Consider the following 15,735-nt stretch of genomic DNA (forward strand, 5'->3'; position numbering starts at 1 on the left):
TAACTGCCTGCTGTGAACGGCACTTGGGACACCCTTAAGCTTCTCTCCGACCCCACCCGAGTGCGGTTGCTCTCGCTCCTGCGCACCGAGGAACTCTCCGTGAGTGAAATCGAAGAGATTCTCGGCATGGCCCAATCGCGCATTTCCTCGCAGCTCGCCCAGCTGCGTAACGCCGAGCTGGTGCGCGATCGGCGCGATGGCAAACGCGCCTACTACGCCCTGCATCCGCGCATCGCCCCCGCCGTGGCTCAACTCATCGATGCCGCCTGCTCCGCCGCCGCCAGCCACGAACCCGAACTCGCCGATGATCAGGCCAACCTCGAACGCGTGCTGCAAAAACGCCGCGCCCATCAGGAGCAGTATTTTAACCTCATCGCCGGCAAATTGGGCAAAAACTACTGCCCCGGCCGCTCTTGGGAAGCCATCGGTCACCTGGCTCTGCGCCTCGCCCCACAGATCGAAATCGCCGACCTCGGCGCCGGCGAAGGCCTCATCTCCCAACTCCTGGCTCGTCGTGCGGCCAAGGTCTGGTGCATCGACAATTCTCCGCGCATGGTCGAGGTCGGCACCGAACTCGCGAAGAAAAACGGTCTCGCCAACCTCACCTACAAACTTGGTGACATCGAGCACGTGCCTCTGCCCGACGCCTCTGTCGATCTCGCCATCCTGAGCCAGGCCTTGCACCACGCCCAGCACCCGCAGAACGCCATCAAGGAAGCCGCCCGCATCCTGCGTCCCGGCGGTCAATTGCTCTTGCTCGATCTGAAGGAACACACGTTCGAAAAAGCGCACGAGCTCTACGCCGACGTCTGGCTCGGCTTCAGCGAAAACGACCTGCACCGCTACTTGCGCCAGGCTGGATTCGACCAGGTGGAAGTCACCGTCGTCAGTCGGGAAGAAAAGGCGCCGTATTTCGAGACCCTGCTCGCCAGCGGCTTCAAACCGATCGACTAGCTCTACTTCGTTAGGTCGGTTTTCAGCCACGAATTTCACGGCCTCCCGGAAAGAATAATCCGCGGTAATCTGTGTGATCCGTGGCCCCTTTGCCCCTCCAACAAAGCAGAACAGGGACGACTCCGCGCTAGGTAGTCGCATAGGAGCGCAGCGAACAGACCGGGGAATCGCAGCCACGTTTTCACCTTCGGCTTAAGCGCAGCTAACCATCCAGCCCAGACGCAGCTTCCCCGTCACGGCGACATTTAGGGAATAAGGGGCAACCGCACCCACTCTAATGATCGACTGGTCGGAGTATAAGTCACCTCAAGGCCGGTCATTTCGTCGATGACCCGCTCCACATACACGTTCCGAGGCTTCCATGCCCTGCTGCTCCTGCTCAGCGCGCTGGTGCCGCATCCGATGCTCGCCCAACAGCTTCGGACTCAGCGCGAAAGCATCGGCCGCGTCGGGCAACACCACTTGCTCGAGGCCCAAACCACCGCCCTGCCCACCTGCTGCGCTCATACCAAGCCGACGCCAGCAGAGCATTCCCTGACCCAATCGGCGATTTAAGCCTCCCTCCTTTTCTTCATCATGAACCAAACCAAATCTCCCCCCGAAGCGCGGCCTCCGTTTCCGCCCTTCACCCACGAAACTGCCCTGGCGAAAATCGCCGCGGCCGAAAACGCTTGGAACACCCGCGACCCGCAAAAGGTGAGCCTCGCCTACACGCCCGACTGCGAGTGGCGCAATCGGGATCAATTCATCCACGGCCGGCAGGAGATTCAGAATTTCCTCTCCGCCAAATGGGCCAAGGAACACGACTACCGCCTGCGCAAACACCTCTGGTGCTTCAGCGGCAATCGCATCGCCGTGACCTTCGAATACGAATGGCACGATCAGGACGGCCAGTGGTATCGCTCCCACGGGAACGAGAACTGGGAGTTTGCCCCCAACGGCCTCATGCGCCGCCGCGTCGCCAGCATCAACGACCAGCCCATTGCCGCCAGTGAGCGTAAATTCTATTGGCAACGAGACGGCGAAACCGTCGTCCCAACCAATCAACCTCCGGCCAAAGCCGCCTGAGCGTCATAATTTTGCACTTGAACCGACCGGGCGGTCGGTTCAGACACCTAAACGTCTTCTATGGCCATTGAACCCAACAAGTCCCGCAAAGAACAGCTACTCGATGTAGCATCCTACCTGTTTTACGAACAGGGATACCATGCGACTGGCATCAAGCAGATCATTGAGAAAGCTGGTATCGCCAAGGGCACCTTTTTTTCTCACTTCCAATCCAAGGAGCAACTCGGCGTCGCTTGGTTGCATAAGCGCCACCATACTTGGAATAGCTGGCTCCAAGCTTACCTCTCTGATCAAGACCCCACTCCCATGGGGCAAATCTTGGGGATCTTTAACTTCGTCGAGCGGTGGATGCAGGACTGCGACTACCGCGGTTGCGCCTTTCTCAACGCGCTTTCCGAAATGCCCGACGCAACCAATCCGTTGCGAAAGGAAATTCTCGAACATAAGCAGGATCTCCTGAACCAGTTGGAACACTTGGTCAGCCGGTTGAAACCGGAAGAGTCCCCCGAGGCCCACCTCGCTTTGGCTCATTCCCTGTTGGTGCTCCTCTCTGGTTGCATCACCGAAATGCAGGTCTTTCGCGCGCTTTGGCCAATAGACGCCGCCCGTCGCGCCGCCTGTGCGCTGATCGAACGAAAGTAATTTTCGTTTTTTCGGAAATAATAGACCGACCGGTCGCCTCTCATATCTAAAATAGACCGTCCGGTCGGTCGCCTTTAACTCACCAACAACAACGTCGATTCCCTTACCCCCATGAACTTAGGCCCCACCCTTCGCCCCAAAGCCGTTCCCACCGCAGCCGAGTTCACCATCCCCCCTTTCCTGCTCTTCAACCACCCGTCGCAGGGGCCTAACCCCTCCGGTCGGTCAATCGCCACGAGCCTGCGTCAATGACCGTCCGGAGGGTTTCCCTCCTGTCTCCCCCGCCCTCTCCCGACGCCCCCCCCACCTCTCCGCTTTCCGCCTTCGTCATGAACGAGAACTTCACCCACCTCGCTTTCGGCCCTTCTGCCCTCTCTCTTCAGGAACGCTACGGTTCACGCTTCGCCTACTCTCGGGTCGCGCAATCCGGCGAGCGCTTCAGGCTCACGCCTTCCGAGATCGATTTTATCCGCGAGCGAGACGGTTTCTACTTCTCATCCGTTGGAGCCAACGGCTGGCCCTACGTCCAGTTTCGCGGCGGTCCCACGGGCTTCCTGAAGATTCTCGATGAGCGCACCCTCGGTTTCGCCGATTTCGGCGGCAACAAGCAGTTCATCAGCATGGGCAACATGGCCGACGACGGACGGGTGGTCCTGTTCCTGATGGATTACGCGCGCCGCCAGCGTCTCAAAATCTGGGCTGAAGCCCGCTGGACCTACGCTGAAGAGGACCCCGAGCTTATCAATCGCCTGCAGGATCCGACCTACCCGGCGGGGCGCGCCGAACGCGCCGTCGTGCTCACCCTCCGTGCCTACGACTGGAACTGCCCTCAGCACATTCCGCAGCGCTACACCCTCGATGAGATCCGCCGCGATCCGGACCTGCTCCGTCAACTTGGCACCGCCGCCTGATCCCGCCGTCCCTGACTCCATCTTCTCTCCTTCCGCTTTTTCCCAAACCAACCCGAACCTACCCATCCAGCCATGACCACCGATCTCGATATCGAAGCCATCGCCGAGGAGCATTACGTGCCCCTCTTTCGTTTCGCCGCCTCCCTCACCCGTGAGTCCCACACGGCCTCCGATCTCACCCAGCAGGCCTTCCTCGCTCTGGCCCGCAACAGCCACGCCGTTCGCGATCGCTCCCGGGTGAAAAGCTGGCTGCACACCACCGTATATCGGGAGTTCCTCCACAACCGCACCCGCCAGAATCGTTGGACCGACACGGAGAATATGCCGGAAACCGCCGACCACTCCGCCGTCCCTGGCACCGGCTTCGGCCGCGACGAAAAGGAAGCCGTGCGCAAGGGCATCGATTCCCTCGAGCCGATGTATCGCGACACCCTGCGCCTGCGTTACCTGCAGGGCATGGACTACCGCTCCATCGCCAAGCATCTCAACATCCCCATCGGCACGGTCATGTCGCGCCTCTCCCGGGCCCACCGTCGCTTGGCGAGCTACATCCAAGACTCCGCGTCTGAAGTGCTCACCACCTGCCTCGCCCGCTAAAAGAAGGAACGGCTAATACGGTTCCGCGTAGCCGATGCGAAAATCAGCTACGCGGGCCGGTGGCAAAGCCATCCACCGAATCCGGACTGGGCGCATACTCTCCCGTGCGAACCGTGCCCTCGCGATAGTTGTAAAGTTCGATGACCCGCAACAACTCGGTCAGCGAGAGGTATCCATCTCGATCGTAGTCACCGGAATGATAACGAGCCAATGCCACGCCGCTTTCAGCCAAGCGAGATGCGTCCGAACTAAACCCGTCCACGCTGGCGCTCGCCACCGCATAAGCTCCAGTCCGCACGGTGCCATTGCGGGTGTTGTAGAGCTCGATGATGCGCAGCAGCTCCGTGAGATCCAGCGCCCCATCCTGGTTGTAGTCGCCGGAGTGAAAGGCTCCGCTGCCGCCGAACGTGATTTCGTCAAAGCTCACTGCAAACGCCGCGTCCCCATCCAGAAGGCCGCCCGACAGGCGCAACACTTCCACTTGGCTCGCATCAAACTGCGACGAAGCTACCAGCATCGCACTCACCGTTGCGGGAGCATCGCCCGCAAAGGCCGCTGCCTCGAACATGGCATAAGCGGACGCCCCGGCCGTATCGAAAAGACGCACCTCGATCGCCGTCGCCTCGTTGCCACTCAGCACGTGGGCCTTGACCGAGAGGGTCTGAGCCTCCCCGAGGTCAATCGGCGTGGTGAAATGCCGCTCCAAAAACGAGCCCGCATCGTTGGTCGCGCCACCCGCATCGACGTTAAAAACACCCTCCCCCTGAGTCAGGGAAGCCTGCGGGGTCGTCGAACCACTCACCGAAGCCGCCGACTCCCAGGAACCGGCAAAATAAGTCGAGTCACCCAAGAGCGCAGAGAAATCCTCCAGCGTGTCAGCCGCGAACGCCTGGGAGCCAAACACTCCGGCCACCAAAGCCGCGGGCACCATCTGAGAGAGAAAACGAGATGAACTACGCATGGCTGAATCCTCAGGAAGAAACCGGGTTGCTCAGGACCAGGCTCGACGTTCCGGCCGTCGCACCTCGCCGCAGAATCTGTAAGGGTTTGCCCGCCGGGACGACCACCGAGCCGCGGTCGCTCGCTGCCCCCACCGTGCGGCGCCAAGCACTGCCGTCGTGATAATAATACACCCAGCCAGCGCCGACCGATACGCCTACCAAATCCGCCAGGTCCGGGTTTGCGTCACTCACCCAGCCGGCAATGGCCGTATCGAGCCCCAGCTCACCGAGCGTCTTATCGACCGGAAACCCGACGTGCGTGTAGGTGACGCCGGAGTTGGCTACCGGGAAATTTAGATCAGTCGATGCGACCCGACCGGTAACATAGAACGTCAGCGCTGGTCCGCGGCGCGTCACCGCCACCATGCCTTCCGGGCTGAGCCGGATATCGCTGGCCGGTGTCGTCGGTGCCAGCGCCTCCACCCATTGCTCGGCCGTCGTGTCGTAATAATACGCGCCTCCCGCTGCGCCCAGATGTTTGACGGTCACGCCATCGGCGGTGTCTGCACTCGCGCCGCCATCGAAGAGGTCGTTGGCAAACAAGGTCTCCAAAGTGTCGACCGGCACGAGCTCCAGGCTGTCGCCTTCGGTCCCCGCACTCAGCCCCAACGCGGCCAGATCTCGCCCGGCCAGATTGACCGTATCGGTCGTATTCGCCGTGATCGCCGCCCGCGTCCCCGTGGCGGAGCCACTGAGCACCCGCGCGTCATAGGGGAAGGCCGACAAGGCGAGCGCTCCGTCCGTCCACCCCGCGCCGGTGGCCGTCAGCACCGTGCCATCATAGGCGTTGGCCACAAAAACCTTGGCGCCACTGGCCCCGGGCGTGTCGGCCAAGGGCAGGCTGAAGGTCGTCGTAACCGGAGCGGCTGGCGTGCCGCCTTCGATGCGATAGGCCATGATCCCGATAGGCGTGGTGTAAGCCGATTGCGCGACCAGCGCGCCTCCCGTCAGCAACCCACCGAATGCCAAGATAAAACCGAAACGTGCACGCTTAGCTTTCACGGAGGAAACCGAGTATCGAAACGTCTCTAGGGCGGCAAGTCCGTAGCCCTAATAGGGAAAATTAATTCCGGTAACCGTCCCCCCGATCCCCTCCCGCACCGGGCCGCAGAAACAAGAAGGGCGCCCTTTGATGGACGCCCTTCACTACCTAACACCAAGCAAAACTTAAGAACTAAACCCTAACTGCTACGACCTTTCTAAAGTCGTTGTGCAGAGGTAGACGCCGGGCTCCTTCAAAACGCTCAAAGAAAACTGGAAGTTTTTCCATCGACCGCCCCCGAACTACGCTTCCTGTTGTAGTTCTTCACCTTGCAAAAGTATGCACAGTTTTCGCCCCCGCCCAATACCGTGACTATTCCCCCCAACAAATAGGGGCGCCCCCAAGAAAAGGGCGCCCCTAATGACCTAACACCAAGCAAACCGTAAAACCTCAACCACAGCTGATTCTCTTACGGGTGCTGTCTATCTGCACCGGGATAGACGCCGGCTTTTGCAATTCGCTCAATTTTCCTGCCGGAAAACTGAAAAAATATTCATACCAGTTTGATCCGCCTCCGCGAAGGCGTGGCGCAGGGCCAACCTTCCCTATTCAGGAAGCGTCGATCAAAGCAGCTGGATCCTCCACTGCCCGCTTTAAGCCAGTAGAGTGCAGCGGGTAGCGGAACTGCTTCCCTTCGTAGTTTCGAAACACCACTTCGTCGTCGGTGATCTGCTCCAGATAGTCCGGATTGATGGGCACTTTGCCACCGCCACCGGGCGCATCGATGACGTATTGCGGCACCGCGTAACCCGTGGTGTGACCACGCAGCGCGCGGATGATTTCAATGCCCTTGCGCACATCCACTTTGAAGTGCGCCCCACCGGTGATGAGGTCCATCTGGTAAATGTAATAGGGCCGGACCCGCATCCGCAGGAGTCGATGCACCAGTGCCTTCATCGTCTCGGGATCGTCATTCACGCCGGAGAGCAACACGCTTTGATTGCCCAACGGCACGCCGGCAAAGGCCAGTCGCTCGCAGGCATCGCGTAGCTCGGCGGTCGCCTCCTTGGGATGGTTCACGTGGATGCTCATCCAGATCGGTCCGTATTTTTTGAAGATCTCGCACAGCTTCGGCGTGATGCGCTGCGGCAGGAACACCGGGATGCGCGATCCGATGCGGATGAACTCGACATGCGGGATCTCGCGCAACCGCGCCAAGAGGTGCTCCAGCTTGCGATCGGAGAGCAACAGCGGGTCTCCCCCTGACAGCAGCACGTCGCGCACCTCCGGGTGGGATTCGATGTAGCGCAGACCCTGCTCGTATTCCGGGTGGAAATTGTAGTCCTGAGCGTTGGAGACCAACCGACTGCGCGTGCAATAGCGGCAATAGGCGGCACAACGATCGGTCACCAAAAACAGCACGCGATCCGGATAACGATGCACAATGCCCGGCACCGGCGAGTGTTCGTCTTCACCGAGCGAGTCCAGTTGCTCCTCGTTGGAGATAAACATTTCCCCTTCACGCGGGATCAGCTGCTTACGGATCGGGCAGTTGGGATCGTTACGATCGATCAGATTGAAGAAATAGGGCGTAATCGACATCGCCAGCTTCCGCCCGGCAAAGGCCACCCCGCGCTTTTCCTCCGGCGTGAGGGTCATGTAACGCTCGAGATCCTCGCCCGAGGTGAGGCGATTCTTAAGCTGCCAAGTCCAGTCCTGCCACTGTTCGGCTGGGACGTGTTGCCAGAGTCCTTGGCCTTCAAACCAGCTGGAGCGATCGTCGGTATATGCCATTATGCCCGCAGTAAGCGGCCCCAAAGCGCGCTGTCAAACGAGGTGCCAGCTTCCGACCTCCGAGAATCTCACCACCGGTTTATTCCCGCATTCGCGCAGAACTTGGGCGCCCCCTGAGAAATCCCTTGGCAGGTGCCGGACCACGAGTTTTCGTCCGCCTTTAATGTCCTCATCCAAACCCGCGGTCCTCGCCCTCGAAGATGGTTCGGTCTACCATGGCCTCGCTTTTGGCGCCGATGCCACCGTCGCCGGAGAATGTGTTTTTAACACCTCCATGACGGGTTATCAGGAGATCGTCACCGATCCGTCCTACTTCGGCCAAATCGTGACCATGACCGCTGTCCAGATCGGCAACTACGGCATCAGCCCCGAGGACGCCGAGGCCGGACACCCGATGTGCTCCGGTTTTGTGGTGCGGGAACTCTCCCCTATCGCCTCCAATTGGCGTTCGACCATCACGCTCGACGCCTACCTCGCGAAATACGGCATACCCGGCATCAGCGAGGTCGATACCCGCGCCATTACCAAAAAGCTCCGCGTCGACGGCGCCATGAAGTGCTGCATCAGCACCCTGCCGATCACCGACGAGGAAGCCGTGGCCCAGGCCCGCGGCTGGCAAGACATGGCCGGCAGCGACTACGTAAAGGACGTGAGCTGCAAGGAACCCTACATTTGGGGTGCCGATGAGCCCGAGCGCTACAACGCCCCCTACTTGCCCGACGGCACGTCCTTCGGCGCCCACCAAACCCGCGAGAAGCGCTTCCGCGTCGCTGCCTTCGACTTCGGCGCCAAGCACACCATCTTCCGCAAACTCATCCGCCACGGCTTCGACGTGCAGGTCTTCCCCTCCACCGCGACGCCCGAGATGATCCGCGAACACGCCCCCGACGGCCTCTTCCTCTCCAACGGCCCCGGCGACCCGGCCGCCCTCGACTACGTGCACCGCACCGTCAACGCCCTGCTGCCCGAGCTGCCGACCTTCGGCATCTGCCTCGGCCACCAGATGCTCACCCACGCCATGGGCGGCAAAACCTTCAAACTCAAGTTTGGTCACCGCGGCGGCAACCAGCCGGTCAAGAACCTCGAGACCGGCCGCGTCTCCATCACCGCGCAGAACCACGGCTTCGCCACCGATCCCGATAGCCTCGAAGCCGGCGGCGCCATGGTCACCGAGATCAACTTGAACGACAACACGGTCGAAGGCCTGCGCCACAAGGAGCTGCCGATCTTCTCGGTGCAATACCACCCGGAAGCCGCCCCCGGCCCCAACGACGCCGATCCGCTCTTCGTCGACTTCTACAACCTCATCCAGAAGCGCAAAGACGGAAAGATCTGAGGCCGCACCTCACTCCGTTTCACATCCCCACCTTCTGCAAAGGCCGGCCATTCGCCGGCCTTTGCTTTTGCCCGGGTCACTCCTCCGGCTCGGGCGCGGGTGTCGGCAGGTCCGCCGGATCCTGAATCACAATGCCCAGCATCTGCAGATCGATACCGTGATGCCGGAACAGCGCCCGCGCATTCGCATTTTCGTTGGTGCGCGTGGCCGTCGCCACGGCGCCGTAGGAGACCGGGATCTGCGTCTCGCCCGGCGTCAGCACGAAGTCACCAAACGCGCTCTCGCCGTTGGCGTCCACGGTGTATCCAGGTCCCACATACAGCGAAATCTCGTGCATCGGGAACGTGCGCAGCTTGTAGGACTGGTAGCGGGTCTCCTGCAGTTTCGCCGTCACGTAGGCTGGATTGGTGGTGCCGATGTCCTCGATGAGCGTGCGATCCGTTTCCCGTTGCAGGGAATACGCCCCGGCTGCGCGCAGAATCGCCAGCGCATCCTCGCCCACCGCCGGGTCGTCGGCCAACGCCATCAACGTGGTGAGGAGCTCCTCATCCGACACCTCGTCCGGATACGGATAGCTTTCCCAAATGCTCTGCCACGGCAGCTCGCTCAGGGGTTTGGTGGCCTGCTCCTTCGGCTGAATAAACGCCCGGCGCGAGAAGCTGGTGTAGGCGCTGAACACCCCATTATCCAACTGCGCGTCCACCGGGATACAGATCGCCAGCACCTTCACCCCGACCGCCTCCGAAGCGCCCAAGCCACCGAAGGTGCGCGCCGTGTAAGTCGACTTGATCCGGTCCTTCAGCAGATTGAACGGCTGCTGCAGCAGGTCGCAGTGGTTGAAGCTCAGGGGCTGCGACACTCGGTAACTTTGCGACGTGAATCGCTTTAACCCCGTCTCGGTATCCGGCGTCGCCCGCAGCCCCTCCAACGCGCCCTTGGCCGAGGTGAGACTGAACCCGGGCACCGACGTCTCGGTCCCGTTCAGGGTGCCGTTCAGCACCATCGCGATCGGGCCCTTCTTGCCCGGAGCCACATCAAGCACGGCGTTTTCGCCCAGCCCGACTCCCAAATTGATCGCCGCCGTGGTCACATCCACGCCCGGCTGACACGCCGCCAAATAGCCCCCCGAGGTGACGGTGCTCAGCACCGCATTCGCGATGATATCGACCGTGAGGTCGACCACCGCATCGGCCACGATTTTGGTCGCCTCCTCGTCGCCCTCGCTCTGCGTGGTCACCAACAGATCCACCGCCGGATCGCCCAACGCTTGGCGCTCCGTCAGGTTCAGACCGGCTTTGATCTTCCACGTGTCCGGATTGGCCGGCGCGTAATCCAAGGGATCCACCCCGATCGCGAAACTCGCCGAGATCCGCACCCCCGTCTCGACCGGCGCTTTCTTGTCGACGTCGCTGCCGTAAATCATGACCGGCCGCGGTTGAGTCGACCCGAGAAAGACCTCTTCAAACTGCGGCTTCGTCCCGGCCGCCGCGCCCACCGCGCCGAGGCGCGTCAGCGAGACTTGCTCCAGGTCATCCTCGATCGCCTCGCTAAACGGATCCCGGATCTGGTCGGCCTGCCCCTTGATCAGATAACCAGCATGCAGGCCCGGTAACTGCGCCCCGGGCAGCGTCGCTTCGATGGCAAAGGTCGGCGCATCGTCGGTGCGCACATCCACAAACCCACCCGAAACCGCACCCAGCCGAGGCAACAGTTCCAGATCATTGAGCGAGCCCGTCTCCGCCGTAAGATCCGTCACGATGTCGAGCCCAAGCAAGTCCGACGAGTTGGGCACGTAGTCGAACCGATTACTCGCCAGTGCCGCGGCCCCGTAGATCGCACTCGCCTCCGCGCCCACCACCGGAATGGCCGCATAAAACGCATCGCGCAGACGCGGTTTCGGCACGCTGCCGTGGTGCGCGTCGTAGAGCACACCATCGAGAGCGACGCCAAAATGGTGGCGCGTGGTGCCCGTCGGCGTGCCGGGCGGATCGAGTGGCGTGTATTCACGCACTCGCCCGTCTTTGCCCAAGTCGAAGACGGTGCCCTGATACACCTCCATCTGGAAGTATTGGTCCAGGACCCCACCGTAATACTGCGACGGCCATTGCCCGTAGAGGATATTCTCAAACGATGTCGTGGGCTCCTCCCCTTCCGGTGTCTCCGCCCGGAAGTGATCAAAGTCCGTCGCCTCGTGATCGACCCACACGGAGACCGACCGCGTGACCTTGGGATTGCCCGCCACATCCGCCAGGTTGAGCGGCAGATCAAACTGCGAGTAGCGCCGGTAGGTTTCGTGCAGGTCGGCCTTCACGTCGTCGAAGCCGATCACCGGTTCCTCCTCCGCCGGCACAAACTCGGTCGTAAAGTTATAGGCCGTGAAACGCTGGTAATCGACGTAGTTGCCGCTCGCGGTGATTTCCACCGCCTCGGCGCCCTGCCCGGAACTCAAGAAGTCCGGCAAGCCGTCCGGCAGGCCCAGCTCCCCCAATTGGCGACTGCGGCTGACCGTGCGTCGATCTGTAGTGTTCCCGTAGATACGCAGGCCCGTCCACGTGCCGATCGTGAACTCCCGCGCCAAGTCCCGCACCACCGCCTCGCCAGTGAGCGGGTCGGTCTGACGAGAGAAACCCAGCAAGGGACTGGTGGCAAATTGACCGCGGAAGCCCGCCGCCCCCGCCGCGACATCGGCTTCGTCAAAACGGCCGTCGTTATTGGTATCTTCCTCCGGGTCCGCGACGCCGTCCTGATTCGCATCCCACACGGCATGGATCGACGGGCGCAGGGTCGCGGTGAGCGGAGGCAACGTGAGCCCGCGTCGCTCAAACCCAAACTCCACGCTCCCACGCGGTGCCGCCAAACCGTAGCTGGCGTTCAGCGCGACATCGACTTCGCCATTCGGATTCTTCGGCGTGAGCGCCGCGCCGAAAAGTTGGAATTCACCGGGCCACGTGGAGCCGTCACCCAACACCAACTCCACCTCGCGCACGTCGTAGTCATTGGTCGTCGCACTCCCCCAATAGGTCGCGTCGACATCGATCACGAGACGCAGGGCGTCGCCGTCGATTTCGTGACTCGCCAACGATAAACCGTCGCCCAGATCGAGGGTCCCGTCAAAACCCGCGGCCAAGGCCTCAGCAAAACCTTCCGTGCCTTCGAGTGTCACGCGCACTTGCGCCGCTTCTGCCGGCAGGTCGCCATCGGCCACGGCTTGCCGCACCCGCTCGGACGGGATCGGCAAGCGGTCCGGCGTGAACACCACGCCGTGACCACCGATACGGATCACGAAGTTGTGCAGCGCACTCCAGGCGGGATCGGCGTAGTTAGCCGCTGCAATCGTTGGCGGCGCGATCGCGGGTTGTTCGGTCAGCGGGTAGCCCGAGCCGTTGAACGTGTAGGTGTAACTGAAAAAGCGATCACCCTCAAAGGGCGTGTAGTAGTCGCGCTGCACCGGAGTCAGGTCGAAGCCGATCAACAAATCGTAGCGTTGTTGTTCCGCAGTGTAATTGGAGTTTTCCAGCACATTGATCGTGAAAGCCTGCTGACCGGTTGCATCGACGTAGAGGTTGTCCTCGTAACCCTGCCCCGTATCGAACTGGTCGTAGTCAAACGTCACGCCCGGGCCGATCAGCCGCCGCGGTCGCGCATACAGCAACGTGGTCGAGGGAGCTTCCACCCGCTCCGCATAACCGCCGACGTAGCTCTCCTGAAACGTCTGCCCGACGGCCATCGCCTCGCCGGCCGCGTTGTAGTGCTGCATCACGACGCGAATCGACTTGCCGGGAATCCACACCCCGCGCTTCGGCCACAGCACTTCGATGCCGCCCAACATCATGTTGTCCGGCACCTGCTCGCCACTGTCGTGCCAGGGATTGTCCCCCTTCGTCGGCCAGGTGAGCTCATCCAACGACGGCACCGAGAAGGTGAACGGCGCGGTCGAAATCTCCGGCCGGCCCGCCAGCGCGCGTCGCACCGTGTAGGTGCCAGGCGCGTCGAAAAACTCCTTAAAGTCGTAGAAGTTGGGCACCTCCGAGACCGGCACATGCAAGGTCCCGCCGCCCGCCGCCGACGATCCGGCGTCCGTCACGCCTTCCTCCGGCTGCACGGCCGGACGTTCGATCACCCACTCCTCGGGGTAGAGGTCCGCCCAGCTCGTGCCGTTGAACTGCATGCTGCGTAGATTGGGCTGTCCCTCCACCAACTGCAGTGGCAGGAAATGACGCACCGGCAATTGGTTGTCCGGCGGCACCGGCCGCCCCACCAACTCGACCATCTGCAGCTCCGGCTGAATGACGTTCAGCGTGAAGGTCTGGGCCGGGATGTTGGGATCATTCACGACACTCACGCGAAAGGTCATTTCGCCCGCGCGGGTCGGCGACACGCTGAAACGTGCCCGTCCGTGATTCGGATGCACGGTTACGCCGAAGCCACCCGTATCCGGCAAATTTGACTCAGCCACAAAACCCCGAAATTCCGCGGTCTTTTCCACCATCACATCGGTTACCGCCGTGCCATTCGTCGGCGGCAGCTCCCCATCCCGCAGATACCGATCGTAGACCACCCAGAACTCGTCGCCCTCCACGACTTCCACTTTCACTTCCATTTTGCCGACAAAAACACTCGCGCCGTTTTCGTAGTCGCCTTCGAAGGGGTTGCTCAGCTGCACGTCGAAATCGATCCATTCGGTGATGTAGACCTCGTCCGTCGCTTCCGTCTGCGACCCCATCACCGACACGTTCATGTCGAGCTGCGTGTAGCGCACATTCACGGTGGTGGAATTCTGATACTCACCGTCGTCATACGACACCGTGACGACGCCCTGCCCCGCCGTGTCGCCGATCTCCAGCACGCCGGACTTTTCCTCGATGCGCGCCGCGATGCCGGTGTTCTGCACGATGCGATCGAACTGGTTATAATCCACCACGTCTCCAGTTGCTGAATACGTAATGGCGGCGATGTCCCGCCCGCTGATGTGCTCCGGCTCGGGACCATAAATGCTGTAGAATGGAACCCGGGTGATACGCAGCCGCGGGTCGAGCGCAAAGGTCACATCGGGTTGCGTCACCTCGATCTGGTTGTATCCGCCCGCATAGGACACGTCCCCCAGCACCTGTGCCTCCACCGCCCAAAAATACACCGGCTCGCGCGCTTTCACCGTCGCTCGTCCGACCACTTGGTAGGTCAGGTCCTGCGCCGTTACGACCGCGAGACCCGGTTCCTCCCACACCGTCATCAAGCCGGTGTCATCGACCGTGACCCGTTCCTCCGGATTACTCGTCCACGAAAACGCCGCTGCCCCCGGGGTGCCGGTGGTGCCATCCGAGAAATGCCGCGTCGCCACAAACTGAGTCTGCGGTTCGGTGTCCCATTCCGTTTCGTCGAAGCGCACCACTTCCCCCGGCGAGATCTCCACATCGACCAGCGTGATCGCGGCCGTCTGCAGCGGCGCCTGTTCCGCCCCCAGCGAATAACCCACCACGATATCCACCGGCAACGCATCCGGCAAAACCGGCGGAGCCGTGTAGGTGCCGTCCAGCGACAGCGCGCCCAGGCCCGGCAAGCCGCCCACGTAGTTGTTCAGTTTCCAGACGGCGTTGCGCAACGGCAGGAAGCCGAAATCCACAATATGGATACCCGCCTGAAACTGCACCGTCTCCCCCACCCCGATGATGGAATCACCCGGCACAATGACCAACTCACCGGGCAACGCCTCCACCGTCACCCCCGTGTCGGCCACACGCGAAGCGTCATCCAAATCGGTCGCCCGCAGGGTCACGTTGAGCCCGGTCGTGCCGGTCGGCGCGGTGTAATACGCCACCGCCGAATCCGTCAGGCTGACCCGAATCGTGCCGACGGTCCCATTGCCGCCTTCCACGCCGTCCACGCTCCAAGCCCAGTTGCCCCCCGCGCCCCCCTGCAGACGCAGAATCAAGGTGTCGCCCGCCAGCACCCGCTGGTCTTCCTGCAACAGCTCAAACAGCTCGTCCTCGCCCAAGATCCGCGCCCGGTAAAACCGCTGCCGCGCACCGCTCACCCCCAGCCCGTCATCGGTCGCCGCATGCGCTCCGCCCGCTAACGTGCCGCGTTCCAACTCCGCCCAATGGATCAGGTCGTCCGAAACTTCGATCACCACCGGTTCACCATCCGGACCTGTCACCCTCACCTGCAGCTCAGCAGTGGATACGGATTCAAAATCGATCGAGAGCTCCTGCGCGACGACCGCGATCCCGGAAAGGATCCACGCGGCGAGGCAACGGACGCGTTGGGGGAAGAGGGACGAAAGCACCATGGGACCAGTTGGGGCACCCGCCAGAACGGCAGACATTAATGCCCCTATTGCAGGTCACTCTCATTTGCGACCCTAAGTCCCCCCGACGAGGCCATCAGCAGCAGAGGTTATAGAAAATCCCCCGCGACATGACCGATCATGGCCCGAACCGGTGCGCGCTCCGC

General features: G+C 61.8%; 11 protein-coding genes. 7 read left to right on the top strand and 4 right to left on the bottom strand.

The window, feature by feature from the left end; genetic code table 11:
- The first annotated feature begins 12 nt into the window (after positions 1-12).
- From K1X11_RS04775 to K1X11_RS04800, 6 genes are all read left to right on the top strand, one after another.
- A complete protein-coding gene (locus tag K1X11_RS04775) occupies positions 13-954 on the top strand; it encodes an ArsR/SmtB family transcription factor (protein ID WP_221031807.1) in 942 nt (313 codons plus the stop codon).
- Positions 955-1,281: 327 nt separating this feature from the next.
- Positions 1,282-1,509 carry a hypothetical protein gene (locus K1X11_RS04780; protein WP_221031808.1) on the top strand — a complete coding sequence of 76 codons (228 nt, stop codon included), beginning with the start codon at positions 1,282-1,284 and terminating at the stop codon, positions 1,507-1,509.
- Positions 1,510-1,530: 21 nt separating this feature from the next.
- Positions 1,531-2,022, top strand: a complete 492-nt coding sequence (locus K1X11_RS04785) for a nuclear transport factor 2 family protein (protein WP_221031809.1) — start codon at positions 1,531-1,533, stop codon at positions 2,020-2,022.
- 60 nt (positions 2,023-2,082) lie between these two features.
- Complete coding sequence (locus tag K1X11_RS04790; RefSeq protein WP_221031810.1) at positions 2,083-2,664, top strand: TetR/AcrR family transcriptional regulator; 582 nt, start codon at positions 2,083-2,085, stop codon at positions 2,662-2,664.
- A gap of 329 nt (positions 2,665-2,993) precedes the next feature.
- Positions 2,994-3,575, top strand: coding sequence for a pyridoxamine 5'-phosphate oxidase family protein (locus K1X11_RS04795; RefSeq protein WP_221031811.1), 582 nt, complete (start codon positions 2,994-2,996; stop codon positions 3,573-3,575).
- A 72-nt stretch (positions 3,576-3,647) separates the two neighbouring features.
- Positions 3,648-4,172 carry an RNA polymerase sigma factor gene (locus K1X11_RS04800; protein ID WP_221031812.1) on the top strand — a complete coding sequence of 175 codons (525 nt, stop codon included), beginning with the start codon at positions 3,648-3,650 and terminating at the stop codon, positions 4,170-4,172.
- 43 nt (positions 4,173-4,215) lie between these two features.
- Here the strand turns inward: K1X11_RS04800 and K1X11_RS04805 are convergent, their stop codons facing one another.
- The 3 genes from K1X11_RS04805 to K1X11_RS04815 all read right to left on the bottom strand — a co-directional run bounded on the left by K1X11_RS04805 (position 4,216) and on the right by K1X11_RS04815 (position 7,949).
- A complete protein-coding gene (locus K1X11_RS04805) occupies positions 4,216-5,133 on the bottom strand; it encodes a hypothetical protein (protein ID WP_221031813.1) in 918 nt (305 codons plus the stop codon).
- A 10-nt stretch (positions 5,134-5,143) separates the two neighbouring features.
- Complete coding sequence (locus K1X11_RS04810; protein ID WP_221031814.1) at positions 5,144-6,175, bottom strand: hypothetical protein; 1,032 nt, start codon at positions 6,173-6,175, stop codon at positions 5,144-5,146.
- Positions 6,176-6,764: 589 nt separating this feature from the next.
- On the bottom strand, positions 6,765-7,949 hold the full coding sequence (locus K1X11_RS04815; RefSeq protein WP_221031815.1) for a KamA family radical SAM protein: 1,185 nt from the start codon (positions 7,947-7,949) through the stop codon (positions 6,765-6,767).
- Positions 7,950-8,112: 163 nt separating this feature from the next.
- Between K1X11_RS04815 and carA the strand changes: the two genes are divergently transcribed.
- The gene (gene carA / locus K1X11_RS04820) at positions 8,113-9,285 is read left to right on the top strand and encodes a glutamine-hydrolyzing carbamoyl-phosphate synthase small subunit (protein ID WP_221031816.1); all 1,173 of its coding nucleotides are present in this window, start codon (positions 8,113-8,115) and stop codon (positions 9,283-9,285) included.
- A 76-nt stretch (positions 9,286-9,361) separates the two neighbouring features.
- Here carA and K1X11_RS04825 read toward each other — a convergent pair whose 3' ends face one another.
- Positions 9,362-15,571 carry a hypothetical protein gene (locus K1X11_RS04825; protein WP_221031817.1) on the bottom strand — a complete coding sequence of 2,070 codons (6,210 nt, stop codon included), beginning with the start codon at positions 15,569-15,571 and terminating at the stop codon, positions 9,362-9,364.
- Between the last annotated feature and the right edge of the window lie 164 nt (positions 15,572-15,735).

Source organism: Actomonas aquatica, assembly GCF_019679435.2.
GTDB classification, from domain to species: Bacteria; Verrucomicrobiota; Verrucomicrobiia; order Opitutales; family Opitutaceae; genus Actomonas; species Actomonas aquatica.

What these genes read in the sequence shown, in the direction of transcription:
- K1X11_RS04805 (WP_221031813.1), bottom strand. Translation starts at nt 5,133, where the DNA reads ATGCGTAGTTCATCTCGTTTTCTCTCTCAGATGGTGCCCGCGGCTTTG.
- carA (WP_221031816.1), top strand. Translation starts at nt 8,113, where the DNA reads ATGTCCTCATCCAAACCCGCGGTCCTCGCCCTCGAAGATGGTTCGGTC.
- K1X11_RS04785 (WP_221031809.1), top strand. Translation starts at nt 1,531, where the DNA reads ATGAACCAAACCAAATCTCCCCCCGAAGCGCGGCCTCCGTTTCCGCCC.
- K1X11_RS04780 (WP_221031808.1), top strand. Translation starts at nt 1,282, where the DNA reads ATGACCCGCTCCACATACACGTTCCGAGGCTTCCATGCCCTGCTGCTC.
- K1X11_RS04790 (WP_221031810.1), top strand. Translation starts at nt 2,083, where the DNA reads ATGGCCATTGAACCCAACAAGTCCCGCAAAGAACAGCTACTCGATGTA.
- K1X11_RS04825 (WP_221031817.1), bottom strand. Translation starts at nt 15,571, where the DNA reads ATGGTGCTTTCGTCCCTCTTCCCCCAACGCGTCCGTTGCCTCGCCGCG.
- K1X11_RS04815 (WP_221031815.1), bottom strand. Translation starts at nt 7,949, where the DNA reads ATGGCATATACCGACGATCGCTCCAGCTGGTTTGAAGGCCAAGGACTC.
- K1X11_RS04795 (WP_221031811.1), top strand. Translation starts at nt 2,994, where the DNA reads ATGAACGAGAACTTCACCCACCTCGCTTTCGGCCCTTCTGCCCTCTCT.
- K1X11_RS04800 (WP_221031812.1), top strand. Translation starts at nt 3,648, where the DNA reads ATGACCACCGATCTCGATATCGAAGCCATCGCCGAGGAGCATTACGTG.